Origin of the sequence: Pseudomonas sp. RGB, from assembly GCF_007713445.1 — a bacterium.
Taxonomy (GTDB): Bacteria; Pseudomonadota; Gammaproteobacteria; order Pseudomonadales; family Pseudomonadaceae; genus Aquipseudomonas.
The window spans coordinates 54,702-80,437 of sequence record NZ_VMSH01000001.1; the positions used below are offsets into that span (position 1 = coordinate 54,702).

The 25,736-nt window shown below is 61.1% G+C and carries 19 protein-coding genes and 1 tRNA gene; 14 read left to right on the top strand and 6 right to left on the bottom strand.

All coding sequences use genetic code 11. The features are described from left to right. Nucleotides 1-54 precede the first annotated feature (54 nt). The 12 genes from FPT15_RS00270 to pqqE all read left to right on the top strand — a co-directional run bounded on the left by FPT15_RS00270 (nucleotide 55) and on the right by pqqE (nucleotide 13,553). Complete coding sequence (locus FPT15_RS00270; protein ID WP_145157467.1) at nucleotides 55-3,798, top strand: bifunctional diguanylate cyclase/phosphodiesterase; 3,744 nt, start codon at nucleotides 55-57, stop codon at nucleotides 3,796-3,798. Between the two features lie 17 nt (nucleotides 3,799-3,815). Further along, nucleotides 3,816-3,892, top strand: a tRNA-Ile gene (locus FPT15_RS00275). A gap of 163 nt (nucleotides 3,893-4,055) precedes the next feature. Further along, nucleotides 4,056-4,565, top strand: a complete 510-nt coding sequence (locus FPT15_RS00280; RefSeq protein WP_145157469.1) for a cupin domain-containing protein — start codon at nucleotides 4,056-4,058, stop codon at nucleotides 4,563-4,565. 79 nt (nucleotides 4,566-4,644) lie between these two features. After that, entirely contained in the window at nucleotides 4,645-5,091 is a 447-nt protein-coding gene (locus FPT15_RS00285; RefSeq protein ID WP_106575534.1) for an Lrp/AsnC family transcriptional regulator, read from the top strand. 167 nt (nucleotides 5,092-5,258) lie between these two features. Then, nucleotides 5,259-6,941, top strand: coding sequence for an NAD(P)/FAD-dependent oxidoreductase (locus FPT15_RS00290; protein WP_119737718.1), 1,683 nt, complete (start codon nucleotides 5,259-5,261; stop codon nucleotides 6,939-6,941). A gap of 10 nt (nucleotides 6,942-6,951) precedes the next feature. Next, entirely contained in the window at nucleotides 6,952-7,746 is a 795-nt protein-coding gene (locus FPT15_RS00295; RefSeq protein WP_145157471.1) for a carbon-nitrogen hydrolase family protein, read from the top strand. A gap of 59 nt (nucleotides 7,747-7,805) precedes the next feature. Beyond that, entirely contained in the window at nucleotides 7,806-10,181 is a 2,376-nt protein-coding gene (pqqF, locus tag FPT15_RS00300; RefSeq protein WP_145158564.1) for a pyrroloquinoline quinone biosynthesis protein PqqF, read from the top strand. A 155-nt stretch (nucleotides 10,182-10,336) separates the two neighbouring features. Further along, nucleotides 10,337-10,411 carry a pyrroloquinoline quinone precursor peptide PqqA gene (gene pqqA, locus FPT15_RS00305; protein WP_003194766.1) on the top strand — a complete coding sequence of 25 codons (75 nt, stop codon included), beginning with the start codon at nucleotides 10,337-10,339 and terminating at the stop codon, nucleotides 10,409-10,411. A 71-nt stretch (nucleotides 10,412-10,482) separates the two neighbouring features. Beyond that, nucleotides 10,483-11,394, top strand: coding sequence for a pyrroloquinoline quinone biosynthesis protein PqqB (gene pqqB / locus FPT15_RS00310; RefSeq protein ID WP_106575537.1), 912 nt, complete (start codon nucleotides 10,483-10,485; stop codon nucleotides 11,392-11,394). Nucleotides 11,395-11,405: 11 nt separating this feature from the next. Next, nucleotides 11,406-12,158 carry a pyrroloquinoline-quinone synthase PqqC gene (gene pqqC / locus FPT15_RS00315; protein WP_145157473.1) on the top strand — a complete coding sequence of 251 codons (753 nt, stop codon included), beginning with the start codon at nucleotides 11,406-11,408 and terminating at the stop codon, nucleotides 12,156-12,158. After that, nucleotides 12,155-12,430 carry a pyrroloquinoline quinone biosynthesis peptide chaperone PqqD gene (pqqD, locus tag FPT15_RS00320; RefSeq protein WP_017138041.1) on the top strand — a complete coding sequence of 92 codons (276 nt, stop codon included), beginning with the start codon at nucleotides 12,155-12,157 and terminating at the stop codon, nucleotides 12,428-12,430. Before pqqC ends, pqqD begins: the two co-directional genes overlap by 4 nt. Next, a complete protein-coding gene (gene pqqE, locus FPT15_RS00325) occupies nucleotides 12,402-13,553 on the top strand; it encodes a pyrroloquinoline quinone biosynthesis protein PqqE (protein WP_106575539.1) in 1,152 nt (383 codons plus the stop codon). Before pqqD ends, pqqE begins: the two co-directional genes overlap by 29 nt. A gap of 5 nt (nucleotides 13,554-13,558) precedes the next feature. Here the strand turns inward: pqqE and FPT15_RS00330 are convergent, their stop codons facing one another. Beyond that, entirely contained in the window at nucleotides 13,559-13,717 is a 159-nt protein-coding gene (locus tag FPT15_RS00330; protein WP_010207008.1) for a YqaE/Pmp3 family membrane protein, read from the bottom strand. A gap of 181 nt (nucleotides 13,718-13,898) precedes the next feature. Continuing rightward, a complete protein-coding gene (locus FPT15_RS00335; protein WP_145157475.1) occupies nucleotides 13,899-15,161 on the bottom strand; it encodes an aspartate aminotransferase family protein in 1,263 nt (420 codons plus the stop codon). Nucleotides 15,162-15,370: 209 nt separating this feature from the next. Between FPT15_RS00335 and FPT15_RS00340 the strand changes: the two genes are divergently transcribed. Then, a complete protein-coding gene (locus FPT15_RS00340; RefSeq protein ID WP_145157477.1) occupies nucleotides 15,371-16,270 on the top strand; it encodes a LysR family transcriptional regulator in 900 nt (299 codons plus the stop codon). 226 nt (nucleotides 16,271-16,496) lie between these two features. Here FPT15_RS00340 and FPT15_RS00345 read toward each other — a convergent pair whose 3' ends face one another. The 3 genes from FPT15_RS00345 to FPT15_RS00355 all read right to left on the bottom strand — a co-directional run bounded on the left by FPT15_RS00345 (nucleotide 16,497) and on the right by FPT15_RS00355 (nucleotide 21,685). Next, a complete protein-coding gene (locus FPT15_RS00345) occupies nucleotides 16,497-18,275 on the bottom strand; it encodes an acyl-CoA dehydrogenase C-terminal domain-containing protein (protein ID WP_145157479.1) in 1,779 nt (592 codons plus the stop codon). A gap of 260 nt (nucleotides 18,276-18,535) precedes the next feature. Then, entirely contained in the window at nucleotides 18,536-20,305 is a 1,770-nt protein-coding gene (locus FPT15_RS00350; RefSeq protein ID WP_145157481.1) for an acyl-CoA dehydrogenase C-terminal domain-containing protein, read from the bottom strand. Between the two features lie 90 nt (nucleotides 20,306-20,395). Beyond that, nucleotides 20,396-21,685 (bottom strand): diguanylate cyclase, encoded by a 1,290-nt coding sequence (locus tag FPT15_RS00355; RefSeq protein ID WP_145157483.1) that lies wholly within the window; start codon nucleotides 21,683-21,685, stop codon nucleotides 20,396-20,398. Between the two features lie 314 nt (nucleotides 21,686-21,999). Here FPT15_RS00355 and FPT15_RS00360 point away from each other — a divergent pair, with 314 nt between their 5' ends. Then, the gene (locus FPT15_RS00360; protein WP_145157485.1) at nucleotides 22,000-23,595 is read left to right on the top strand and encodes a hypothetical protein; all 1,596 of its coding nucleotides are present in this window, start codon (nucleotides 22,000-22,002) and stop codon (nucleotides 23,593-23,595) included. Between the two features lie 76 nt (nucleotides 23,596-23,671). Here the strand turns inward: FPT15_RS00360 and FPT15_RS00365 are convergent, their stop codons facing one another. After that, entirely contained in the window at nucleotides 23,672-25,477 is a 1,806-nt protein-coding gene (locus FPT15_RS00365) for a phenylacyl-CoA dehydrogenase (protein WP_145157486.1), read from the bottom strand. Nucleotides 25,478-25,736 lie beyond the last annotated feature (259 nt).

Here is a 25,736-nt window from a genome sequence, read left to right on the forward strand (position 1 = left end):
CCCCGCAATGCCCGTCTACACTCGAAACATTCCCCGTGCCATAACGAGACCGTTATGCCCAGACTGCCGACCGTGATACTGCTGTCGCTGCTCACCTGGACCGCAACGGCTGGCGCGTTGACTCTCACCGATGAAGAACGTGGCTGGCTGGCGGACCATCAGGAGCTGCGACTGGGAGTGGACACCTCTTGGCCACCCTTCGAATACCGTGACGAAAATGGCCGTTATCAGGGCCTTGCCGCCGACTACGTACGCCTGATCCAGGACCGCCTGGGCGTCAGGATCAACCTGATCGAGCCCGCCAACTGGACCGCCGTGCTCGAACAGGCCAAAAACAACCAGCTCGACCTGCTGCCCGGCATCATGTCCACCCCGGAGCGCCAGGGTTTCCTGGCCTTCACCCGGCCGTATCTGGACTTTCCCATTGTCATCCTCGCCCACGAAGGCGGCGCCAAACCGCGCAACCTCAAGGACCTTTACGGGCTGAAGATCGCCGTGGTGGAGAACTACGCGCCCCACGAATTGCTGCGCACCCACCATCCCGACCTCAACCTGGTGGCCATGCCCAACGTCAGCTCGACGCTGCAAGCCCTGGCCACTGATGAAGTGGATGCCGTCGTCGGTGATCTTGCCTCCAGCGTCTGGAGCCTGCGCCAACTCAAACTCGATGGGTTATACGTCAGCGGTGAAACGCCCTACCGCTATCAACTGGCAATGGCCGTACCGCGCGATGAGAAAATGCTGGTGGGTATCCTGGACAAGGTGCTCGCCGACCTCAGTTCGGACGAAACCGACGCCATCCAGCAACACTGGGTAGGCAGCTTCACCGATCACCGCATGTTCTGGGCCGACCTGCTGATGTACGGCCTGCCAGCCGTGCTGCTGTTGAGTACCGTGCTGGCCATCGTGATTCGGATCAATCGTCGGCTCAGTTCGGAAATATCCCGGCGGGTTGCCCTTGAGCAAGAACTGCGCAGCAGCGAATACCACTACCGCGGCCTGGTGGAGAGCCTGTCCGCCATCGCTTGGGAAGCCAGCATCACGGACTTCACCTACAGCTATGTGTCGCCGCATGCCGAAGAGCTGCTCGGCTACCCCCGCGCGCATTGGCTGATTCCAGGGTTCTGGCGCAACATCATCCACCCCGCCGACCTGACGCGCGCCGAGGCTTACTGCTACCGGGAAACCCGCGCCAACCGCGACCACAGCCTCGATTACCGAGTCATCACGGCGGACGGGCGCTGCCTGTGGGTACGTGACATTGTCAGCCTTATCGAACACGGGCATGAGCCGGTGCTGCGCGGCTTGATGATCGATATCAGCGAAGCCAAGCGCACCGAAGAAGCCCTGCAGCTTTCCGAGCAGAAATTTGCCTCGGTGTTCCAGCAATGCCCGGACATCCTGGTGATTGCGCGGATGTCCGATGGCTGCCTGCTGGAGGTCAACAAGGCGTTCGAAGACCAGATCGGCCTGAGCGCCGAGCAAGTGGTGGGCAAGACCGCCACAGAACTGAATATCTGGGGCATTCAGGGCGTCGGGCCCGACCTGTTGCAACGCGTGCAGACCACCAGCATCCGCAACCTCGAAATGTCGTTCCGACGCAGCAACGGCCAGGCGTTTACCGGGCTGATCTCGGCGCAACCGTTCCAACTCGACACCACCGAAGCCCTGGTGGTGGTGGTGCGCGATATCACCCAGCTCAAAGAAACCCAGCAACAGCTGCAAACGTCCGAAGAGAAATTCGCCAAAGCCTTCCACGCCTCACCCGATGGCCTGCTGCTGAGCCGTCAACGTGACGGGCTGCTGATTGAAGTGAATGAGGGCTTCAGCCGTATTACCGGTTTCACCAGTGTGACCTCGCTCGACCAGTCAACCCTGGACCTGGGTATCTGGGTCGACCTCAACGAACGCAAACACATGTTGGAGCTGATGCAGCGCGACGGGTTTGTGCGCGACTTCGTCTGCCATATACGCCGCAACGACGGGCAGATTCGCCTCTGCGAAGTGTCCAGTCGCCCACTGCCCATCGGCGATGAAGATTGCATGCTGACCATTGCGCGAGACATCACCGAACGCCAGTTCATGCAGGAAAAACTGCAACAGGCCGCCACGGTGTTTGAGAGCACTGCCGAAGGTGTGTTGATCACCGACACCCGGCAGAACATCAGTGCCGTCAACCGCGCGTTCAGCGAAATCACCGGCTACAGCGAAGCCGAAGCCCTTGGCAGCACGCCGCGCCTGCTCGCCTCCGGCCTGCACGACAGCGCATTCTATGCAGCCATGTGGCACCAGTTGACCGCCCACGGGCACTGGCAGGGCGAGATTTCCAACCGCCGCAAGAACGGCGAGCTGTACCCCAGTTGGCTGACCATCAGTGCCGTGCGCAACCGCGAGCAGTTGATCACCCACTTTGTCGCCGTGTTTGCCGACATCTCCAGCCTCAAGCACGCCCAGGCGCGCCTCGACTACCAGGCACACCATGACCCACTGACCGGCTTGCCCAACCGCACCCTGTTCGAAAGCCGGTTGCAGGCCGCACTGAATGGTCAGCAGGAAAGCGGCAACCAAGGCGCCGTGCTGTTTCTGGACCTGGACCGCTTCAAACACATCAACGACAGCCTTGGCCACCCCATCGGCGACCTGCTGCTCAAGGACATCGCCGTGCGCCTCAAGGAGCAACTGCGCGATGTCGACACCGTGGCACGCCTGGGCGGCGACGAATTCATCATCCTGCTGCCCGGCCTGCAACACGCCAGCGATGCCGCGCACCTGGCCAACAAGCTGCTCGCCTGCTTCACCCCGCCGTTCCAGGCCGGCGAGCACGAGTTCTTTATCAGCGCGAGTATCGGCACCAGCCTGTACCCGCAGGACGGCACTGACGTCGCCACCCTGGTGAAAAACGCCGACGCGGCGATGTACCGCTCCAAGGCCAAGGGCCGCAACCGCGTCGAAAGCTACACCCGTGACCTCACCGCCCAAGCCAACGAGCGCGTGGCCCTGGAACACGAACTGCGCCGCGCCATCGAACGTGACGAACTGAGCCTGTATTACCAACCCAAGCTGAGCCTGGCGACCCACGAACTGATCGGCGCCGAAGCCCTGATCCGCTGGCGCCATCCAACCTTTGGCGACGTGCCGCCTGAGCATTTCATCCCCCTCGCCGAAGAGAACGGCATGATCCTGCAGATCGGCGATTGGGTACTGGAACAGGCCTGCCAACAACTGCACGCCTGGCAAACGGTTTATGAGGATTTCGGCCCACTGTCGGTCAACCTCGCCGGCGCACAACTGCGCCACCCCAACCTGCTCGCGCGCATTGAACAGCTGCTGCGCGACTACCGTCTGGAGCCCGGCTGCCTGCAATTGGAGATCACCGAAAACTTCATCATGAGCCAGGCCGAGGAAGCCCTGGAAGTGCTGCACCAACTCAAACGCCTGGGCGTGCAGCTGGCGATTGACGATTTCGGCACCGGCTATTCATCCCTCAGCTACCTCAAGCGCTTGCCGCTGGACTTCCTCAAAATCGACCAGTCCTTCGTGCGCGGCTTGCCCGACGATCCGCACGACGCCGCCATCGTGCGCGCCATTATCGCCCTGGGCCACAGCATGCAATTCACCATCATCGCCGAAGGCGTAGAAAACCCCGCGCAACAAGCCTTTCTTGCCGCCGAAGGCTGTGAACAGATGCAAGGCTACATCGTCAGCCTGCCCCTGCCGCCCGAGCTTTTTGCCGAGGCTTTTCTTCATCTGAGGGTTTCAGACTTTTCGGATGGCACAGCGGGGAAACCATCGTTATAATCCGCGACCTGTTACAAGGGCCTATAGCTCAGTTGGTCAGAGCAGAGGACTCATAATCCTTTGGTCCACGGTTCAAGTCCGTGTGGGCCCACCAAACAAAAAAGCCGCGCATTGCGCGGCTTTCGCGTGTCTGGCGTATGGAAAAGGCGACGCTGACTCCCACGCCTTTGTCAGCAATGAAAGATTTGTTAATTGTCCTCAACTGCTGCGGCATAGACCATGGCCGGTCACTCAACCAGCACGAGGAACCCGGCTCCATGCCTCAGGCCAACCGTTCACCCCGCGCCTTTTTTACCCTCAGCCTGCGCACCGCAGGCGCTCTCGCAATCACCTTCGCCACCCTGAACTGCGCACACGCAGCATCGCCCGCCCCGGCCACCATCAAGGCGTACAAGCTCTGCACAGGCGCAGACAACGCCTCGCACGTTTTGGAGGGCACCATCGACCCGAGCATGCGCAACGACGTCACTGCCATTCATTTCAAGACAACCCCGGCGCACGCTTCTTACGATTGGCATAACGATCCCGAGCCGCAGTACGTCATGACCCTCTCCGGCACCTTGGCCTTCGCTACCCGAGGCGGCGAGACGTTCACCCTGCACCCCGGTGAAGTGCTGGTCGCCGAAGACAACACCGGCACCGGCCATCGTTGGAAGCTGATCGACGACCAGCCATGGCGCCGTGGCTACGTGGTGCTCAAGCCTGGCGCGCCGGACTCGTTTATCCCGAACGATCCCGCCGCCGCGAAAGTCTGCAAGGCGCCTTAATCTCGCAGATCGCAGCGCTCCAGACGGGCGCAAGCCTGTAACATGGCGACCCATTGCCGCCCGCACTGGAGCCCTGCCCTTGCCCGTCCTTGATGAAATCGATCGCCAACTGATCGCCGCCTTGCAGATCAACGCTCGCGAAAGCGTGGCCATGCTTGCCCGGCAGTTGGGCATTGCGCGCACCACGGTGACGTCGCGTCTGGCGCGCCTGGAGAAAACTCAGGTGATTACCGGCTATGGCGTGCGCCTCGGGCAGCGTGTGGTCGATGGTGGTTTGCAGGCGTATGTCGGGATCACCGTGCAAGCGCGCTCGGGCAAGGAAGTGTTGCGTCGGTTGAGTGCAATGGCGCAGGTGCAGCAGCTGTGTGCGGTGAGTGGCGAATTTGATTACGTGGCCTGGCTGCGCACCGATTCACCGGAGCAGCTGGATCAATTGCTGGACCAGATCGGCAGTGTCGATGGCGTGGAAAAAACCACCACGTCGATCATCCTCAGTAACAAATTGGACCGTGGCCAGCCAGTCTGACCACCTTCTTCGTCACTCTGACTGAAAACAATCCAATACGACGACACTTTGCGTCTTATTAACGAACGCTACGCTCCCTAAACTGGCTGCCATCTTTTCCTATACTCAACGGGCCACATCCCGCCGAGTCGCCAGTAAGGTCAGCCATGAGCATTCCGTCCAGCACCATCAGCAAGACCCATCGCCACCCCGCCGACGGTAAAAAACCCATCACCATCTTTGGCCCGGACTTTCCGTTTGCCTTTGACGACTGGATTGAGCATCCGGCCGGCCTGGGCAGCATTCCGGCCGCCAACCATGGCGCCGAAGTGGCGATTGTCGGTGCAGGGATCGCGGGCCTGGTGGCCGCTTACGAGCTGATGAAGCTGGGCCTCAAGCCAGTGGTGTACGAAGCCTCGAAGATGGGCGGCCGCTTGCGCTCCCAGGCGTTTGAAGGGGCCGAGGGCATCATCGCCGAGCTGGGCGGCATGCGTTTTCCGGTGTCGTCGACCGCGTTCTACCACTATGTGGACAAGCTGGGCCTGGAGACCAAACCCTTCCCCAACCCGCTGACGCCCGCCTCCGGCAGCACGGTGATCGACCTCGAAGGCCAGACTCACTACGCACAAAAACTCTCGGACTTGCCAGTGCTGTTCCAGGAAGTTGCCGACGCCTGGGCCGATGCACTGGAAGCCGGTTCGCAGTTCGGTGATATCCAGCAAGCCATCCGCGACCGCGACGTGCCGCGCCTCAAAGCGTTGTGGAATAAGCTGGTGCCGCTGTGGGACGACCGCACCTTCTATGACTTCGTCGCCACGTCCAAGGCCTTTGCCAAACTCTCGTTTGCGCACCGCGAAGTGTTTGGCCAGGTAGGTTTCGGCACCGGCGGCTGGGACTCGGATTTCCCCAACTCGATGCTCGAAATCTTCCGCGTGGTGATGACCAACTGCGACGACCACCAGCACTTGGTCGTCGGCGGCGTGGCGCAAGTGCCCATGGGCATCTGGCGCCACGTGCCGGAGCGTTGTGCGCACTGGCCGGCCGGCACCAGCCTCAGCTCGTTGCATCGCGGCGCGCCACGGGCCGGTGTGAGCCGTATAGCCCACGCCGCCGATGGCCGCTTCGCCGTGACCGACAACTACGGCGACACCCGCGAATATGCCGCCGTGCTGACCACCTGCCAAAGCTGGCTGCTGACCACCCAGATCGAATGCGACGAAACCCTGTTCTCGCAGAAAATGTGGATGGCCCTGGACCGCACGCGCTACATGCAATCGTCGAAAACTTTCGTGATGGTCGACCGCCCGTTCTGGAAAGACAAAGACCCGGAAACCGGCCGCGACCTGATGAGCATGACCCTCACCGATCGCCTGACCCGTGGCACTTACCTGTTCGACAACGGCGACGACAAGCCGGGCGTGATTTGCCTGTCGTACTCGTGGATGAGCGACGCGCTGAAAATGCTCCCGCAGCCCATCGACAAGCGGGTGAAACTGGCCCTCGACGCACTGAAAAAGATCTACCCGAAAGTCGATATCAAGGCGCGCATCATCGGCGACCCGATCACTGTGTCGTGGGAAGCCGACCCGCATTTCCTCGGGGCTTTCAAAGGCGCGCTGCCCGGCCACTATCGCTACAACCAGCGGATGTATGCGCACTTCATGCAGAAGGACATGCCCGCCGAACAACGTGGGATTTTTATTGCCGGTGATGACGTGTCCTGGACGCCGGCCTGGGTCGAAGGCGCGGTGCAAACCTCGCTGAACGCGGTGTGGGGCATCATGACCCACTTCGGCGGCAGCACGCATCCGGAGAACCCAGGGCCGGGTGATGTCTTTGACGAAATCGGCCCGATCGCCCTGGCCGATTAAGGAGTTGAGCATGCGCGTTGCCCTGTACCAATGCCCGCCGCTGCCACTGGATGTGGCCGGTAACCTCAAGCGCCTGCACCCACTGGCGCATGAGGCGTCGGATGCCGATGTGCTGGTGCTGCCGGAGATGTTTCTCAGCGGCTACAACATCGGCGCCGAAGCGGTCGGCGCCCTTGCCGAACCTCAGGATGGGCCGTCCGCGCAGGCGATTGCCACACTCGCCAAAAGCGCCGGGCTGGCGATTCTGTACGGCTACCCGGAGCGCGCCGAGGACGGGCAGATCTACAACGCCGTGCAGTTGATCGACGCCCACGGCCAGCGCCTGTGCAACTACCGCAAGACTCACTTGTTTGGCGACCTGGACCACTCGATGTTCAGTGCTGGGGAAGATGATTTCCCGTTGGTGGAATTGAACGGCTGGAAGCTTGGCTTCTTGATCTGCTACGACCTGGAGTTTCCGGAAAATACCCGTCGCCTGGCGCTGGCCGGTGCCGAGTTGATCCTGGTGCCGACTGCCAATATGGTGCCGTTCGACTTTGTCGCCGACGTCACCGTGCGGGCGCGGGCCTTTGAAAACCAGTGTTATGTGGCGTACGCCAACTACTGCGGGCAGGAAGGCGAGATTCAGTACTGCGGGCAAAGCAGCATCGCCGCGCCGAATGGCCAGCGCATCGCCCAGGCCGGGCTGGATGAAACGTTGATCGTCGGTGCGCTGGACCGCCAGTCCATCCTCGACGCCCGCGCCGCCAACCACTACCTGCAAGACCGTCGCCCCGAGTTGTACGGCGCACTGCACAAGCCCTGACCCAGCCGGTTCGCCAGCGGTTTGATAACATGGCCACCTCCTACGTTTCGGAAGTGCCCATGCCTGCGCCGGCCCACCCTCATCACCTTCACCTGACCCTGGCCAATGGCCTGCGGGTTACCCTGCGCCATGCGCCACGTCTGAAGCGTTGCGCTGCGGTGCTGCGCGTGGCTGCCGGCAGCCATGACGTGCCCTTGGCCTGGCCGGGGCTGGCGCACTTTCTTGAGCATTTGTTGTTTCTCGGCACGCAGCGTTTTCCCGCAAATGAAGGGCTGATGGCCTACGTGCAGCGCCATGGCGGGCAGGTCAACGCGAGTACCCGGGAGCGTACGACGGACTTCTTCTTTGAATTGCCGCTGGCGACCTTTGCCAGCGGGCTTGAGCGCCTGGCGGACATGCTGGCCCACCCGCGTCTGGCGATTGAAGACCAGTTGCGTGAGCGCGAAGTGTTGCACGCAGAGTTTGTTGCATGGTCCCAGGATGCCCAGGCTCAGCAGCAGGTCGCGCTGTTGGAGGGCTTGGCCGCCGATCATCCACTGCGCGGTTTTCACGCCGGCAACCGGGAAAGCCTGCCGGTGGAGCGTGAGGCATTTCAGCAAGCACTGCGCGAATTTCACACGCACTTTTATCAGAGCGGGCAGATGACGTTGAGCCTGGCCGGCCCGCAGCCGCTGGACGAGCTGGAAGCCTTGGCGCAGCGATTCAGCGAGGCACTGGCTTGCGGGCCTTTGCACCCACAGGCCGAGCCGCCTGCGCTGTTGCCCGATCAAGCAGTGAGTTATCAATACACCGCCAATAATCATCGGCACCACGTCATTGCCTGTGACGTGCCCCGTGAAGCGTTGGATTTTCTCTGCACCTGGCTCAACGCCCCGGCGCCCGGCGGGTTACTGGCCGAGCTGCAGACGCGAAACGTGGCCCACGCACTGCACGCGTCCGTGCTGTATCACTTCGCCGGGCAAGCGCTGCTGGATATCGACTTTTCCCTCTTCGCTCAAGACGGGTCGGCTACTCAGGTCGAAGCGTTATTGCACGACTGGTTGAGCTTTTTCGCACAGAGCGACTGGACGCCGTTGCGAGAAGAGTTCGCCTTGCTGAACGCTCGCCAGCAGCAAATCCAGGGCGCCCTGGCGCTGGCCCGCAACGACAGCGAGGGTCTATCGGAACAGGGCGTGGAGGCCCTGAAGAACCTGCTCGATTCACTGCACCTACCGCCCTCCGAGCACGCGTGGCAACTGCCGCCCAACAACCCCTTCCTGCGCCCAGCGGTCAAGCAAGCGCGCGCCGGCCTGATTCGCGGCCAAACCAGCGCCCACCGGGGCTTGCGCACGTTCGCTCAGGATCGCTCGCGGGGACGACGGGAAGTGTCGGCGCTGACGTTCAGCCAGGCCTTGGCGGATGACACCAACGAAGGCGCGCTGTACCTGCAATGGCGCTTTGATTCGTTGGTACCCGCAGGCCTGGAACATGCGTTGCAACCGTTGCGTGAGCAGGCCCGTCAGGCGGGCGTCGAATTGGCCTTCGAAACCGCCGCCAATGACTGGCGCGTGAAAATAGTTGGCCTTCACGAACCAATCGCGGCTGTGGTCGAGGCGCTGGCGCTTAACCTCAGCCAGTCCGATGGGCCGCTGCCGTCACCCGCACAAACGCCGATGATTGCCATTCGGGAGCTGCTCAAGGCGTTGCCTGCCTGCTGTGCCGGCATCGCTTCCGGGGCCGGCGAGACGCCATCGTCATGGACCACCGCACGCTGGCAGGGCCTGGGCACAGGTTTTCCCGCTGCCAGTGAAGCGGCGATCAAAACCGCAGCCGCGCGATTGCCAGGCCAGCCGGTAAGCTTCGAACACACGCCGAAAACCCTCGACGGCCAGCGGCTCTGGCACGAAGTGAATACCGACTCCCGCGAAGCCGCGTTGCTGCTGTTTTGCCCTACGCCAAGCCAATCCCTGGCCGATGAAGCGGCATGGCGACTGCTCGGGCATCTGCTCCAGGGGCCGTTTTACCAAAAACTGCGCGTCGAACTGCAAATCGGCTACGCCGTGTTCAGCGGCATCCGACAGATCAACGGGCAAACCGGCCTGCTGTTTGGCGTGCAATCACCCAGCGTATCCCTGGCCGGGATCTTCGAGCACGTGCAGACCTTCCTGGCGCAGCTTGCGGCGTTGATCGACAACAGCGCCGAATTGGGCAACCAGACGCTGGCAGAGCAATTCACGGCCCAGGCATTACCGGTCGCCCAAGCCGCCGAATTGCTCTGGCAGGCGCAGCTGGCTGGCCATTCGTCGGGTTATCTGGCGCCACTTCAGCAGTTGATACAAACCTGCACGCGCGAGGATCTGCAGCGTGCCGCAGGGCAGCTCAATGACGCTGTAGGCGGTTGGCGCTGTGTGGCCAACGGCCCGCCAATCAACGGTTCCTGGCAAACGACAGGCTGATCATTGCTGGCCCTGCAAAAGGCTTTTGCCACCAAGACAGCGCTAACTTGAAAAGAATTGCGTAACATTCATCCGCACACCTCTGAACATCTCCGATTGGAGGTGGACTATATGTATGAGTAGTGAACGTCCCATCCCTTCGTAGGAGTATGAATATGACCTGGTCCAAACCTGCTTACACTGATCTGCGTATCGGTTTCGAAGTCACCATGTACTTCGCCAGCCGTTGATTGGCTGAGTAATACAACGCCTCGGTTCGCCCGGGGCGTTTTTGTTTTGAGCTTTGCGTGATGGAGCAATCATGTTTGTCCAGATTCTAGGTTCCGCCGCCGGCGGTGGCTTCCCGCAGTGGAACTGCAACTGCGTGAACTGCGCAGGTTTTCGTGACGGCAGCCTGCGGGCCCAGGCGCGCACTCAGTCGTCCATCGCGATTTCCGACGATGGCGTGAATTGGGTACTGTGCAACGCTTCGCCGGATATCCGCGCGCAACTGCAAGGCTTCGCCCCGATGCAACCCGGCCGTGCGCTGCGCGATACCGGTATCAGCGCGATCATCCTGATGGACAGCCAGATCGACCACACTACCGGCCTGTTAAGCCTGCGCGAAGGCTGCCCGCACCAGGTGTGGTGCACCGACATGGTCCATGAAGATTTGAGTACCGGTTTCCCGCTGTTCACCATGCTCACGCACTGGAACGGCGGCCTGGCCTGGAACCGCATCGAGCTGGACGCCAGCTTCACCATCCCGGCCTGCCCCAACCTGCGTTTCACGCCGCTGCCATTGCGCAGCGCCGCGCCGCCCTACTCGCCACACCGCTTCGACCCGCACCCAGGCGACAACATCGGCCTGATCGTCGAAGACCTGCGCACCGGCGGCAAACTGTTTTACGCCCCTGGGCTGGGCAAGGTCGACGCGCCGTTGCTGGAGATCATGGCCGGCAGCGATTGCCTGCTGGTGGATGGCACGATGTGGGACGACGATGAGATGCAGCGCCGTGGCGTCGGCACCCGCACTGGCCGCGAGATGGGCCACCTGGCTCAGAACGGCCCCGGCGGCATGCTCGAAGTGCTGGAGCAGTTGCCCGAGCAGCGCAAGGTGCTGATCCACATCAACAACACCAACCCGATCCTCGATGAAGACTCCCCCGAACGGGCCGAGCTGGCACGGCGTAATGTTGAAGTGGCTTACGACGGCATGAGCATTGAATTGTAGGAGCAGACCACATGACTGACACACCACTGACGCCCGCCGAGTTCGAGCATGCCTTGCGTGCCAAGGGCGCGTTTTACCATATCCATCACCCGTACCACGTGGCGATGTATGAAGGCCGCGCCACCCGCGAGCAGATCCAGGGTTGGGTCGCCAACCGTTTCTACTATCAGGTGAATATCCCGCTGAAAGACGCCGCGATCCTGGCCAATTGCCCGGACCGCGAGATCCGCCGCGAGTGGATCCAGCGCCTGCTCGACCACGACGGCGCTCCCGGTGAAGACGGCGGTATTGAAGCCTGGTTGCGTCTGGGCCAGGCCGTTGGTCTGGACCCGGATCAGCTGCGGTCTCAGGAACTGGTGCTGCCCGGCGTGCGTTTTGCCGTGGATGCCTACGTCAACTTTGCCCGCCGTGCCAGCTGGCAGGAAGCCGCCAGCAGCTCGCTGACCGAGCTGTTCGCGCCGCAGATCCACCAGTCGCGCCTCGACAGCTGGCCGCAGCACTATCCGTGGATCGACCCGGCCGGTTATGAGTATTTCCGTACCCGCCTGGGCCAGGCCCGACGCGATGTGGAACACGGCTTGGCGATCACGTTGCAGCACTACACCACTCGCGAAGGTCAGGAGCGCATGCTGGAAATTCTCCAGTTCAAACTCGACATCTTGTGGAGCATGCTGGATGCCATGAGCATGGCCTATGAACTGAACCGCCCGCCGTATCACAGCGTGACTGATCAGCGTGTATGGCATAAAGGGATCACCCTATGAGCTTTGATCGCAGCAGAACACCGACCTGGCGCCAGGGCTATCGCTACCAGTACGAGCCCGCGCAAAAAGGCCACGTATTGCTCTACCCCGAAGGCATGATCAAGCTCAACGACAGCGCCGCGCTGATCGGTGGTCTGATCGATGGCGAACGCGACGTGGCTGCCATCATCGCCGAGCTGGATAAACAATTCCCCGGCGTACCTGAACTCGGTCAAGACATCGAGGATTTCATGGAGGTCGCCCGTGCTGAGCACTGGATCGAACTTGCCTGAAAAGCCACCCGTTGGCCTGCCGCTGTGGCTGCTCGCCGAGCTGACTTACCGTTGCCCGTTGCAGTGCCCGTACTGCTCAAACCCGCTGGATTTCGCCGAGCAGGGTAAAGAGCTGAGCACCGAGCAATGGATCAAAGTATTTCGCGAAGCGCGGGAAATGGGCGCCGCGCAACTGGGGTTTTCCGGCGGTGAGCCGCTGGTACGCCAGGACCTTGCCGAACTGATCGCCGAGGCGCGCAAGCTGGGCTTCTACACCAACCTGATTACCTCCGGCATCGGCCTCACCGAGCAAAAAATCAGCGACTTCAAGAAAGCCGGCCTGGACCATATCCAGATCAGCTTCCAGGCCAGCGACGAGCAGGTGAACAACCTGCTGGCCGGCTCGAAAAAAGCCTTCGCGCAAAAGCTGGAAATGGCTCGCGCGGTAAAGGCGCATGGCTACCCGATGGTGCTGAACTTCGTCACGCATCGGCACAATATCGACAAGATCGACCGCATTATCGAGCTGTGCATCGCACTGGAAGCAGACTTCGTCGAGCTCGCTACCTGCCAGTTCTACGGTTGGGCGCAGCTCAATCGTGTGGGGTTGTTGCCGACCAAAGAACAACTGGTGCGCGCCGAACGCATCACCAACGAATACCGCGCCAAGCTCGAAGCCGAAGGCCACCCGTGCAAGCTGATCTTCGTTACACCGGACTACTACGAGGAACGCCCAAAAGCCTGCATGAACGGCTGGGGCAGCATTTTTCTGACCGTAACACCGGACGGCACCGCCCTGCCCTGCCACGGTGCCCGACAGATGCCGGTGCAATTTCCCAACGTGCGCGACCACAGCATGCAGCACATCTGGTACGACTCGTTTGGCTTCAACCGCTTTCGCGGCTACGACTGGATGCCCGAGCCGTGCCGTTCATGCGATGAAAAGGAAAAGGACTTCGGCGGCTGCCGCTGCCAGGCGTTCATGCTCACGGGCGACGCGAGCAACGCCGACCCGGTGTGCAGCAAGTCCGAGCAGCACGGCATCATCCTGCAAGCGCGGGAAGAAGCCGAACACGCCACCCAGACCATCGAGCAATTGGCCTTTCGCAACGAGCGCAACTCGCGGCTCATTGCAAAAGGCTGACAGTTTTAGCGTTTGGCGATGATGTACACGGCGTGAATGATGCCCGGGAAGTAACCGCATAGGGTCAGCAGGATGTTCAGCCAGAACGCGCCGGCGAAACCCACTTGCAGGAACACACCCAGTGGCGGCAGCAGAATGGCGATGATGATGCGAATGATGTCCATGGGTCAGCTCCAAATAATCGGCTCGTGTGAGCCGTGTAGCTAATCGACCTTGGGCACTCGTAAGGGTTCAGTGGGTTCTGGCACTGGGCCACCTTGAAGTGCGCAGACAAAAAAACGCCCCCAGCCAAAAGAATCAGGCTGAGGGCGCCGCGTAGGCCGCGAGACGGTTCTGAAATGTGGGTTAAACGGCGATGCCCTTGCGGCATTGCAACTGCGCGGTGCGCACTCGGGAGAAGGCGCGAGCCAGGCGCAAAAGCATTTCGTCGATATTGCTTTTGCTGACCGTCAAGGCTGGGGTGAAGCGCAGGCAGTTGGGTTGCGCGGCGTTAAGAATCAAGCCTTCGTGCAATGCTGCTTTTACGACGGCATCTGCAGAATCATCCGACAACGTCAGGCCCCACATCAGGCCATGGCCGCGCAATTGGCCGTGGTCGTAGCGATAAGCCAGGCGGGCGAGGCCTTCGCCAAGGTAAAGGCCGGACTCGCGCACCTGCTCCAGAAAGCCCTGCTCCAGTACTGTCTTTAGTACCGCCTCCCCGGCCGCTGCCATCAACGCGTTGCCATGGTGGCTGCCATCCAGCTCGCCCACCTCGAAGCAACAGGCCTTGCCACGCGCCAGCAGGGCCGCCAACGGCACGCCGCCGCCCAGGCCTTTGCCAAGGGTGATGATGTCGGCGCGCACGCCGTACTGTTGTTCGACGAGCAAGGTGCCGCAGCGGCCGATGCCGGTGTGCACTTCATCAAGAATCAGCAGGATGCCCAGCTCGCGGCACAGGCGTTCGACACCTTTCAGGTAGTGCTCGGTGGCGGGAATCACGCCGGCTGCGCCCTGAATCGGCTCCAGCATGATGGCCACGGTCTGTGCATCCACCGCCGCGTGCAACGCAGGCAGGTCGTTGAAAGGCACATGGCTGAAACCCGGCAATTGCGGTTCAAAACGGTTGCCACCCGCCCCGGTCGAAGCCGCCATCGCCGCGAAACTGCGGCCATGGCAACCGTTGCTGGCGCTGATGATGTGGTAAGCGCCGCCGCGGTGCTGTTGGCCCCATTTGCGCGCCAGCTTGATCGCAGCCTCGCAGGCTTCAGCGCCGCTATTAAGCAGGTAACCCTGATCACTGCCCGTGTGCTGGCACAACCGGTCGACGAGGTTCAGTTGGGGGCGGTTGTGCAAGCCATTGCCGGGGTTGATCAGCGCCTGAGTCTGCTCGGCGAGGGCCTTGATCAGCACCTGCGGGCTGTGGCCCAGGCTGTTGGCGGCGCTGCCCTGACTGAAATCAAGGTATGCACGGTCGTCGCTGTCCCAGAGCCAGGAGCCCTGGCCGCGCACGAAGACCTGCGCAGGCCTTGCCACAGTGGGCATCAGTGAATCGCTGGGCAGATCCTCGTGCGGCGCGTCGAGGATCAGATCGTCCAGGCTCGGTGCAGGGCGACGAAACAGGTTCACACCTCACCCCCAATGGCAACCTGACCTTGGTCGCAATCCTGTGCAAAGACCGCCTCGAGGTTTTTTGTCTTGCCTATGTAAACGCCATCAACATAAACGCTATTCATTGCCAGATCCGGCCCTGTAAGCCTTGCGAATAGGCGCTAGACTAGGCGTCTCGGGGCCCACCGGCCATTTCGATTTTCCAGCTTTTTCGATAAGTAAGCCTTATGGATTTCAAGCAACTGCGTTATTTCGTCGCGGTGTATGAGGAAGGCCACGTGGGCCGCGCTGCGGAGCGTCTGTCGATCTCCCAACCGGCCCTGTCGCAACAGATTCGCCAGCTGGAGCAGAACCTGGACGTGAGCCTGTTCGAGCGCAGCAGCAAGCGCCTGCTGCCGACGCTGGCCGCGCATACCTTGTACAACCACGCATTGCCGCTGATCGACGGTATGCAACAGGCCGTCGAAGCCCTGCGCAACTTCAAGGGCCAGGCCATGCGCACGCTGGCCATCGGCGTGCTGCAAACGGTGCACACCAGCCTGGTCCCGCAAATGCTTGAGCGCGTGCGCAAGGCCCAGCCGCATCTGGTGGTGCAGATCTACGAACTGACCGGCCTGGAGATTGAACGGCGCTTGCTCAACGGCTCGCTGGACATCGGCATCAGCTACCTGCCGCCGCGCCAGCCGGGGCTGCACGGCGTGCTGTTGTATGAAGACGAATTAAAGGTCGTGATCCCGGAAGACCACCCCCTGCGCGAATTCAAGAAGGTCTCGCTGAAACAGGCGGCCGAATTACCGATGTTGCTACTGGGAGAGGAGTTTCAGGTGCGGCAGATCTGGCAGGGCCAACTCGCCAACCTCGGGCGCCGGCCACAGGTGCAGGCCGAACTGAATACCATGGTCGGCATTCTCGACAGCCTGCCCCATACCAAGCTGGCCACGGTACTGCCCGGGCGCTCCCAGGATGAGCACAACAGCAAGGCGCTGTTGTGGAAACCCTTGAGCGAACCCCGGGTGGCGCTGAAAGTGGGCTTGGTGTGCCGCGATGTACAGCGCCAGCAAGCAACGGTGGCGTTATTGCGCACGCTGCTGGAAGACGTGATGAATGCCCCGCAGGCGCCTGCCTGACTTTTTCGCGGGCAAAAGAAAACCCCGCCGAAGCGGGGTTTTGCAGACTGTTTCCCTGACATCCATTTCACTCCGCCGTCCTGGCAGAATCCTACGTGTCCGTGTTGTTGCTTTGCGCTTCCTGCGCGACGTCCATGTGAAGTAGATTATCCGTGGATCCAATTTGGCGATAGAGGACGAATAGCAGCACGTCATGTAAGAGAATGCTTACACGCCCTCCAAGCCCTTAGAACAGTGCCTCATCCAGCAAAAACAGCGATTCGCTACCGGCTTTTACCGACGCACTCAGCGAATGGATACGTGGCAGCAGGCGGGCAAAGTAGAAACGCGCCGTGCCCAGCTTGCTCGCGTAGAAGTCTTCCTCAGACTCTTTGCCCCACGCGGCCTTCGCCATGCGGGCCCACATGTAGGCGTACGCCATGTAGCCAAAGGCGTGCAGGTATTCCACCGACGCTGCACCGATTTCATTCGGGTTGGTCTTGGCGCGGTCCAGCACCCAGGCGGTCAACTCATCCAGGTTATCCACCGCCGCGCTCAGCGGTCGGGTGAACTCAGCCAATTGGGCGTCCGCTGTGGCAATGAACTGACGGATCTCGTCGGCGAACAGGGTATAGAACGCGCCGTTGCTGCCGACAATCTTGCGCCCCATCAAGTCCAGCGCCTGAATGCCGTTGGTGCCTTCGTAAATCTGCGTGATGCGCACATCACGCACCAGTTGCTCCTGACCCCACTCGCGAATGTAGCCGTGGCCGCCAAACACTTGCTGGCCGAGCACGGTGGTTTCCAGGCCCAGATCGCTGAGGAACGCCTTGGCGACGGGCGTCAGCAGTGCCACCAGATTGTCCGCACGCTCACGGGCGGCGGCATCCTCGCTGAACTTGGCGATGTCCAATTGCGTTGCCACGTACGTGGAGAACGCGCGACCGCCTTCATTCGCAGCCTTCATGGTCAGCAGCATGCGGCGCACGTCCGGATGCACGATGATCGGGTCGGCCACTTTGTCTTTAGCCTGGGCGCCGGTCGGTGCGCGGCTTTGCAGGCGATCACGCGCATATTCAATCGCGTTCTGATAGGAGCGCTCGCCGGATGCCAGGCCCTGGATGCCCACCCCCAGACGCTCGTAGTTCATCATGGTGAACATCGCCGCCAACCCACGGTTGGGCTCGCCCACCAGGTAACCCACGGCTTCGTCGAAGTTCATCACGCAGGTCGCAGACGCCTGAATGCCCATCTTGTGTTCGATCGAGCCACAGCTCACCGGGTTACGCGCGCCCAGGCTGCCGTCGGCATTGACCATGAACTTGGGCACCAGAAACAGCGAGATGCCTTTCGGACCGGCCGGCGCATCCGGCAGCTTGGCGAGCACCAGATGGATGATGTTTTCGGTGAGGTCGTGTTCGCCGCCGGTGATGAAAATTTTGGTGCCGCTGATCGTGTAGGAACCGTCCGCCTGCGGCTCAGCCTTGGTGCGGATAATCCCCAGGTCGGTGCCCGCGTGCGCTTCAGTCAGGCACATGGAGCCGGCCCACTCGCCGGAATACATCTTCGGCAAGTAGGTGGCCTTGAGTGCTTCACTGGCGTGGGTGTTGATCGACACGCAGGCGCCAGAGGTGAGCATCGGGTACAGGCCGAATGCCAGGCTCGACGAGTTGATCATTTCCTCAACCTGGGCCGACACCGCCTTGGGCATGCCCATGCCGCCAAAGACAGGGTCGCCGCCTACACCCACCCAGCCACCTTCGGCGTAGGTTTTGTAGGCCTGGGGGAAACCATCCGGTGTGCTGACCACGGTATCGGCCCAACGGCAGCCTTGCTCGTCGCCATTGCGGCTCAGCGGCGCGATGGATTTGGCGGTGACCTTGCCGGCTTCCTCAAGGATCGCCTCGACGGTTTCGGCATCCACGGTGTCTGCCAATGCCGGCAATTGGGCCCAAGTGGTGGCGACCTCAAAGACTTCGTTGAGGACGAAGCGCATATCACGCAGCGGCGCTTTGTAATCAGCCATGGCAAACCTCGTGAGAACGTGAAAAGTAAGTCGGTAGGATCGGTTTTACAGGCTCCGAGTGTACCCGAACAACTTTTCAGACACATAGGGTCCGTTCGTGACTATTAAGTATTTATAAGTCACATACAGATCTAACGTAGGAGCTGGCTTGCCTGCGATGGCATCACCGCAGTTTCACTGACCTACCGAGGTGACTGCATCGCAGGCACGCCAGCTCCCACACAAGCCCGCACACAGTTACCCGCAGAAGCATCAGCCGCCTACAGGGCAAACAACTCAGCAGGCAAGCTCATCAGGCAGTCACTGCCCGCCTCCACCGCGGCCCGGTGCGTGGCCGTACGCGGCAGCAAACGCTTGAAGTAGAAGTCGCAGGTCGAAAGCTTTGCCTGGGCAAACTCGGCGTCGTCGTGTGCCTGAGCCGCTATCGCCATACGCAACCACAGGTAGGCGAGGATGATGTAACCGCTGTACATCAAGTAATCCACCGCCGCGGCGCCGACTTCATCCGGGTTTTTCATGGCGGCCATGCCGACCTTCATTGTCAGCTCGCCCCATTGCTGGTTCAGTTGATCGAGTTGCGCCACGTGAGCCTTGAGCTGCGGGTGTTCGGCATTTGCCGCGCAGAATTTATGCACGATTTTGGTAAAACCACGCAGCAGCTTGCCCTGGCTACCGAGCACCTTGCGCCCCAGCAGGTCGAGCGCCTGGATGCCATTGGTGCCTTCATAGATCGGCGCGATCCGCGCATCGCGTGCCAGCTGTTCCATGCCCCATTCACGAATATAACCGTGGCCGCCGAATACCTGCATGCCGTGGTTGGTCACCTCCAGGCCCGTGTCGGTCATAAAGGCTTTGCAGATCGGCGTGAGGAACGCCAACAGGTCTTCAGCGTCCTGGCGCTGACCCGCGTCGTTGCTCAGGTGCGCGGTGTCGAGCAATTGCGCGGTGAAATACGTCAGCGCGCGGTTGCCTTCGTTGAAGGCTTTCATGGTCAGCAGCATGCGGCGTACATCAGCGTGCACGATGATGGGGTCGGCGGCCTTTTCCGGGGCCTTGGCGCCGGTCAGCGAGCGCATTTGCAGGCGATCATTGGCGTATTTGATGGCGCCCTGGAAGCTCGCCTCGCCATTGCACAGGCCCTGCATGCCGGTCCCCAGCCGTGCGTGATTCATCATGGTGAACATGCAGTTGAGGCCTTTATTCGCCTCGCCAATCAGGAACCCCTTGGCACCGTCGAAATTGAGCACGCACGTGGCCGAGGCCTTGATGCCCATCTTGTGCTCGATGGAGCCGCAGTGCACCGCGTTGCGCTCACCCGAATCGGCATGGAACTTGGGCACGATAAACAGCGAGATACCTTTGGTGCCCGCCGGCGCATCCGGCAGTTTGGCCAGCACCAAGTGGATGATGTTCGCACTCAGGTCATGCTCGCCGGCCGAGATGAAGATCTTGCTGCCGGTGACCGCGTAACTGCCGTCGGCCTGGGGCACGGCACGGGTCTTGATCAGCCCCAGGTCGGTGCCGCAGTGGGCTTCGGTCAGGCACATGGTGCCGGTCCATTCGCCGGCGGTGAGTTTGGTCAGGTAGGTGTCTTTCTGCTCCTCGGTGCCGTGGGCGTGGATCGCCGACATGGCGCCATGGGTCAGCCCCGGGTACATGCCCCAGGACGTGTTGCTGGAACCGATCATTTCGCTCAACACCAGCCCCAACGAGTGCGGCAGGCCTTGCCCACCGTAGGCTGGGTCCGCTGCCACGCCATGCCAGCCGCCTTCCACGTACTGGGCGAAAGCTTGCTTGAAGCCCTTGGGCGTGGTGACCACGCCGTTGTCGAAATGGCAGCCTTCCTCATCGCCGCTGCGATTAAGCGGCGCGAGCACGTTTTCGCAGAATTTGGCGCCTTCTTCGAGGATCGCACTGACCATATCCGGGCTGGCGTCTGTGGCGCCGAGGGCCGCGTAGTGGCCGTGAAAATCAAACACGTTGTCGATCAGAAAGCGCATGTCGCGCAGGGGAGCTTTGTACTCAGGCATGGCGATGTCTCCGGCAGCAGATGGTTTCAACCTACTGCCGGCCACCGCCGCAAACAATCACTGTAGAACCCCTGAATACACCGCCATCACTCAACCGGCAGCACTCGCCATACGCACCGCGCCTCGCCGGGTTTGCCCGGCCGCGACCACGCAGTTACGTCCGGCGCCCTTGGCGGCATAAAGCGCCTGGTCGGCGGATTTGAGCACTTCTTCCGGGGTGCGCTGTTCGGCCTGGCGTTCGGCCACACCGATGCTGACGGTTACCGACACGCTCGACGCGCCGCTGCCCGCGCGCCGTTGGCGGCCCTGCTGGTCGTCATGAGGGCGGTCGGGGTTGCGCAGCTTGATGTCGTAGTGGGCGATGATCTCGCGAATTTCTTCGAGGTACGGCATGCACTCATCCAGCGTCTTGCCGGCAAAGACCACCGCAAACTCCTCGCCGCCGTAACGGTAGGCACGCCCGCCGCCATTGACCTTGGAGAGCTTGCTGGCGACTAGGCGCAATACCTGGTCGCCAACATCATGGCCGTGGGTGTCGTTGAAACGCTTGAAGTGATCGACGTCACTCATCGCCAGCACGTAGTTGCGCCCAAGGCGCTGCATGCGTTCGTTGAGCGCGCGGCGGCCCGGCAAGCCGGTCAGCTCGTCACGGAAGGCCATTTGATACGCCTCATGTGCCACGCCCGCGGCGATCATCAGCATCACCTGGCTGCACATGATGTTCAGGGTGAACGGCAGGATGAAGGTCTGCGGCAACATCCAGAACAGCCCGAGCAAACCAACCAGTTGCGCGGCATGCAACGGGCGCGGCTGATACCAGTACTGCGCCGCCAGGGTGACAAATCCAATCAGGAACATCGGGTACGACAGCTGGATCAGGCTCATCCAGCTGCCGTGCAAAGCCGGCCAGCGAATCTCTGCCAGCCAGCTCAACAGCGCTTGCGGGAAGCTTTGCTCAATCGCCAGCGCCACGCTGCCGACGGCGAAGAGCACGGCGCAACGGGCCACGAAGTCGCGAAACAGGTGGGTTTTTTCCTGCCACAGCGCGTAGATGCTGAACAGCAGCGGCAGCAACAGGCAGCACAGATGGAACACCACCGCCGCGTCTTCGCGGACTCGGCCATTGTCGCGGTAGTAGTCGGTCTGGGTGTCCAGCAGGAAATAAACGACGTACACCGTGATCATCAGGAACAGTTCACGCTGGCGCCGATACACCGCGCAATACGAGCCGCCGAGCAGCAGCACCAAGGTCGGCAGCACGTTGAACAGCGAGGTGAAGAACACATTGAGGTCCTTCACGTACGCAGCCGATAGCCCCGCCAGCAGTAACAGCAGTGAAGGTAGGAAATGACTGAAACGTACAGCGGACGCGCGTGACAAGGGTAAAGCTCCGACCCACTCAAAAAGATGGCACAGTGCCTTCACTGATTACAGTTAAGCACATTCAATGTGATGCGTATCACATTGCCATCACTTTAACGGCCGCTCGGCCTAATCCCTGAGCACCACGCTGCGTTTTTTTATAGGTCATTGCGCAAAAAACAGGCGGATGCAATGCGCAGGCCATCCCGTACTGTCAGTTATGACAGTAGTCGCCGGCAGGATTGGCATGTTTAATTGCGCGTACCACTCAATACCGCCCAGCGAGTATTCGGGACAGGGAGTGTCCCTTAAACACGATGGGAGTGACCCTCATGGAAACCTTGGTATCCGAACTGGTGAGCACCAGCTCTCAGTTCCTGATTCGTAACGCCATACCCTCGCTGCCGCCCTTGATTGTGGTGGATGCTCTGCCCGGAACCGGCGGCATGGTGCCGCTGACGGCGGCTGAACGTGACCTGCGAATCCGGATTCCAGCGTTGCCGCAACCGGGGCCTGCCGGGGCCCAGCCCATTATCCGGGTGTATGCCGAGCTGCCCCCGCCGAATGAACACCAAGTCATCGCTTACCTCCAGTTGCCGTCTTACCCCACAGCAGACATTGAAATGCCAGTGCCGCGCCGCTTCGTGGGCAGTGAAGGCGATTATCTGCTGACCTACATCCTGGAAGCCGGTGACAACGTTCTGCGCGCCACCGCCAGCACCCCGCTGCGGGTGCATAAAACGCCACCTTTTGGTTACCTGACCATCACACCGCCAGCCCCGCTGCTGCCATTGAACCTGGCAACTGCGACGATTACCGATGAGTATCTGGCCAGCAATGACCCGGTCGTGTTCCGGATTCCCGAGCACACAGAGATCAACGCCCAGGTGGCGCTGAGGGTCATTCCCTACTACGGCATTACCGACCGGCACATGCAGTTTCCTTTCGCACCTCCGGGCCCTGTTACCTTGCCCGACTATCCGGCCCCGCGCCTGATTTCAGTACCGGCCTCCGTGATTCGCGAGCGCGGCAACGGCCTCATGCAACTGACCTACCGCTTCCTGGACCGGCTAGGCAACCGCTCACGTGATTCGTTGATTCTGGAACTCAGGGTCGCGCTGCAATTGACCCCTTCAAACATTGCCGCTCCGCGCGTGACACAGGCGATTGCGCCCGACAACACGGTGACTCAGGCCGATATCGACCTGAGCGGGCTAGGCGGGATGGAGGTTTGGCTGGACAGTGTCACCAATTTGCAGATCAACGACGCTGTGGCCGTTGTCGTGGGCACGAATACCGTCTTGGCGCCGCCTGTGGTTTACGTGGGCCAACCACTGCCGCTGCGCCTTGTGATCACGACGGCGCAATTACTGGCCATCCTTCCGGGCGCCGCCAGCAACAACACGCCCGCCCAGATAAAATTCCGCATCACCAGGGGGACCACCTTCGTGGAGGGACCTACCAGAAATCTCATCTTGAACTTCTCGCCGTTGATGACGCTGGCGCAGCCGCAGGTGCTCAACCTTATCGGCGGCAATCTCACTTGCGCCTCGCCGCAGCCTTCGAGCCTGACCTTTTTAAACCGATCTATCGGTGTATTTATCCCGCCCTCTGCGCTCCTGCGTGCCAACACGGCGGGGACATTGACGTGCGTAATGAGCCGTCAGGATGACGGTTCGAACCCCATTACGCCCCCACTGACTGTCCCGATTGTGTGGGCTGCCGCGGCTTCCACCACCGGGCAAACCGTGTACCTGCAGTATTCGGCCACCATGCGGGTGATCGGCAGGGGCGTCATGTACCTCAGCTACACGACGCAGAATGCCGCCGGGCAATTGCTTCAGTCGCCACCGACGGACATTCCAGTCAGGGGCGTTTTGCCGGGCAACACTTACTGCGACGGCGCGCCTTATATCCCGACACCTTAAGCGCCGCGTTGCTGGCCCCCACAAAAAAGCCGCCGCTCCCGAAAGAGCGGCGGCTTTTTCATGAACCCGCCGAGGCTTAGTAGCCCAGGTCGAAGTTCTCTTCCTTCATGTCCATCAGGTTGTTGGCGCCCGACAGCATGGTTGCAACGTGGGTGCGGGTGCGCGGCAGAATGCGCTGGAAGTAGAAGCGCGCAGTCTGCAGCTTAGCGGTGTAGAAGGCCTCTTCGCTGGTGCCGGCAGCCAGTTTCTCGGCAGCCAGGCGCGCCATGTCGGCCCAGAAGTAAGCCAGGCACGCGTAACCGGAGTACATCAGGTAATCCACCGAAGCGGCACCGACTTCTTCACGGTCTTTCATCGCAGCCATGCCGACCTTCATGGTCAACTCGCCCCATTCCTTGTTCAGCGCGGCCAGCGGTGCGACGAACTCTTTAACCGCTTCGTTGCCTTCGTTGGCCTGGCAGAACTTGTGCACGATCTTGGTGAAGCCCTTGAGCGCTTCGCCTTGAGTCATCAGCACCTTACGGCCGAGCAGGTCCAGCGCCTGGATACCGGTGGTGCCTTCGTACAGCATCGAAATGCGACTGTCGCGAACGTTCTGCTCCATGCCCCACTCGGCAATGAAGCCGTGGCCGCCGTAGATTTGCACGCCGTGGTTGGCGGCTTCAAAACCGACTTCGGTCATGAACGCCTTGGCGATCGGGGTCATGAATGCCAGCAGGGCATCGGCCTGCTTCTTCGCTTCGTCGTCGGTGCCGTATTTGACGATGTCCACTTGCTTGGCGGTGAAGTACACCATCGCACGGTTGCCTTCGGCGAAGGCTTTCATGGTCAGCAGCATGCGGCGCACGTCAGGGTGCACGATGATCGGGTCAGCGGCTTTGTCCGGTGCTTTCGGGCCGGTCAGCGAACGCATTTGCAGGCGATCGCGGGCGTATTTCAGGCCACCCTGGAAACCGATTTCAGCGTGGGACAGGCCTTGCAGCGCAGTGCCCAGGCGTGCGGTGTTCATAAAGGTGAACATGCAGTTCAGGCCTTTGTTCGCCGGGCCGATCAGGAAACCGGTGGCCGCGTCGAAGTTCATCACGCAGGTGGCGTTGCCGTGGATACCCATCTTGTGTTCCAGGGAACCACAGGACACCGCGTTGCGCTGGCCAATCGAGCCGTCTGCGTTTGGCAGGAATTTGGGCACGATAAACAGCGAAATGCCTTTGGTGCCAGCCGGTGCGTCCGGCAGGCGGGCCAGCACGATGTGGACGATGTTGTCGGCCATGTCGTGTTCACCGGCCGAGATGAAGATCTTGGTGCCAGAGACTTTGTAAGAACCGTCGGCCTGAGGCTCAGCCTTGGTGCGCAACATGCCCAGGTCGGTACCGCAATGGGGTTCGGTCAGGCACATGGTGCCGGTCCACTCGCCCGAGACCAGTTTGGTCAGGTAGGCATTTTGCTGCTCTGGGGTGCCGTGCTCAGAGATGGTGTTCATCGCACCGTGCGACAGGCCCGGGTACATGCCCCACGACCAGTTGGCAGTGCCAACCATTTCGCTGACTGCGAGGCCCAGGGACTCCGGCAGGCCTTGGCCGCCGTGCTCCACGTCGTGGGCCAGGCTTGGCCAGCCGCCTTCAACGAATTGTTTGTAGGCTTCTTTGAAACCCGTCGGGGTCTTAACGCCTGACTCGCTCCAGGTACAGCCTTCGATGTCGCCCACGCGGTTCAACGGTGCCAGCACTTGCTCACAGAACTTGGCGCCTTCTTCGAGGATGGCGTCAACCATGTCCGGGGTAGCGTCCTGGCAAGCCGGCAGGCTCTGATAGTGCGCTTCATAACCGAGCAGTTCGTCACGAACGAAGCGAATATCACGCAAGGGGGCCTTGTAGTCAGGCATAGCGATAAACCTCTGCTGATGTATCTGGGATGAACAACCGCGTGGATGCGTCGTGGCGGTCAAACAGGTGTTTGAAACATACGTTTACGACCTGGGGTTGTCAAGCATCGTCCCGCTGCCATTTGTCATGACGCGGATCAACATCAGGCACGGCAAGGCCTGCGGCAAGGCGCCACATGATTGAGCGGTGTAAAAGTCAGTCAGACGAAGCAGGACCAATGTGAAAGCGGGCTTGCCTGCAATACAGGCGCCGCGGTGT

What these genes read in the sequence shown, in the direction of transcription:
- FPT15_RS00360 (WP_145157485.1), top strand. Translation starts at nt 22,000, where the DNA reads ATGGAAACCTTGGTATCCGAACTGGTGAGCACCAGCTCTCAGTTCCTG.
- FPT15_RS00345 (WP_145157479.1), bottom strand. Translation starts at nt 18,275, where the DNA reads ATGGCTGATTACAAAGCGCCGCTGCGTGATATGCGCTTCGTCCTCAAC.
- pqqD (WP_017138041.1), top strand. Translation starts at nt 12,155, where the DNA reads ATGAGCTTTGATCGCAGCAGAACACCGACCTGGCGCCAGGGCTATCGC.
- FPT15_RS00280 (WP_145157469.1), top strand. Translation starts at nt 4,056, where the DNA reads ATGCCTCAGGCCAACCGTTCACCCCGCGCCTTTTTTACCCTCAGCCTG.
- FPT15_RS00350 (WP_145157481.1), bottom strand. Translation starts at nt 20,305, where the DNA reads ATGCCTGAGTACAAAGCTCCCCTGCGCGACATGCGCTTTCTGATCGAC.
- FPT15_RS00270 (WP_145157467.1), top strand. Translation starts at nt 55, where the DNA reads ATGCCCAGACTGCCGACCGTGATACTGCTGTCGCTGCTCACCTGGACC.
- pqqF (WP_145158564.1), top strand. Translation starts at nt 7,806, where the DNA reads ATGCCTGCGCCGGCCCACCCTCATCACCTTCACCTGACCCTGGCCAAT.
- pqqC (WP_145157473.1), top strand. Translation starts at nt 11,406, where the DNA reads ATGACTGACACACCACTGACGCCCGCCGAGTTCGAGCATGCCTTGCGT.
- FPT15_RS00295 (WP_145157471.1), top strand. Translation starts at nt 6,952, where the DNA reads ATGCGCGTTGCCCTGTACCAATGCCCGCCGCTGCCACTGGATGTGGCC.
- FPT15_RS00340 (WP_145157477.1), top strand. Translation starts at nt 15,371, where the DNA reads ATGGATTTCAAGCAACTGCGTTATTTCGTCGCGGTGTATGAGGAAGGC.
- FPT15_RS00330 (WP_010207008.1), bottom strand. Translation starts at nt 13,717, where the DNA reads ATGGACATCATTCGCATCATCATCGCCATTCTGCTGCCGCCACTGGGT.
- FPT15_RS00365 (WP_145157486.1), bottom strand. Translation starts at nt 25,477, where the DNA reads ATGCCTGACTACAAGGCCCCCTTGCGTGATATTCGCTTCGTTCGTGAC.
- pqqB (WP_106575537.1), top strand. Translation starts at nt 10,483, where the DNA reads ATGTTTGTCCAGATTCTAGGTTCCGCCGCCGGCGGTGGCTTCCCGCAG.